The organism is Pseudomonas sp. NBRC 100443, assembly GCF_030268185.1.
Lineage (GTDB): Bacteria > Pseudomonadota > Gammaproteobacteria > Pseudomonadales > Pseudomonadaceae > Pseudomonas > Pseudomonas citronellolis.
The window spans coordinates 1-269 of sequence record NZ_BSQE01000101.1 but is presented as its reverse complement, the minus strand read 5'-3'; the positions used below and the strand labels follow the sequence as shown (position 1 = coordinate 269).

1 protein-coding gene is annotated in these 269 nt (G+C 71.4%); it reads left to right on the top strand.

All coding sequences use genetic code 11. The features are described from left to right. Positions 1-269, top strand: a 269-nt coding sequence (locus QSJ95_RS32720; RefSeq protein WP_285647909.1) for a dihydroxy-acid dehydratase domain-containing protein, incomplete at both ends; no start/stop codon positions are given.

Below are 269 nucleotides of genomic sequence, written 5' to 3'. Positions count from 1 at the left end.
GCCGGCAAGACCAAGCTGGCCAGCCACGGCCTGGACCTGGTCGACGCCATGGTGGTCGCGGCGGACGATTCCTGCTCCGACGAGAAGGTCGCCGAATACGAGCGCAGCGCCTGCCCCACCTGCGGCTCCTGCTCCGGCATGTTCACCGCCAACTCGATGAACTGCCTGACCGAGGCCCTGGGCCTGTCGCTGCCGGGCAACGGCTCGACCCTGGCCACCCACGCCGACCGCGAGCAGCTGTTCCTGCGCGCCGGGCGCCTGGCCGTGGA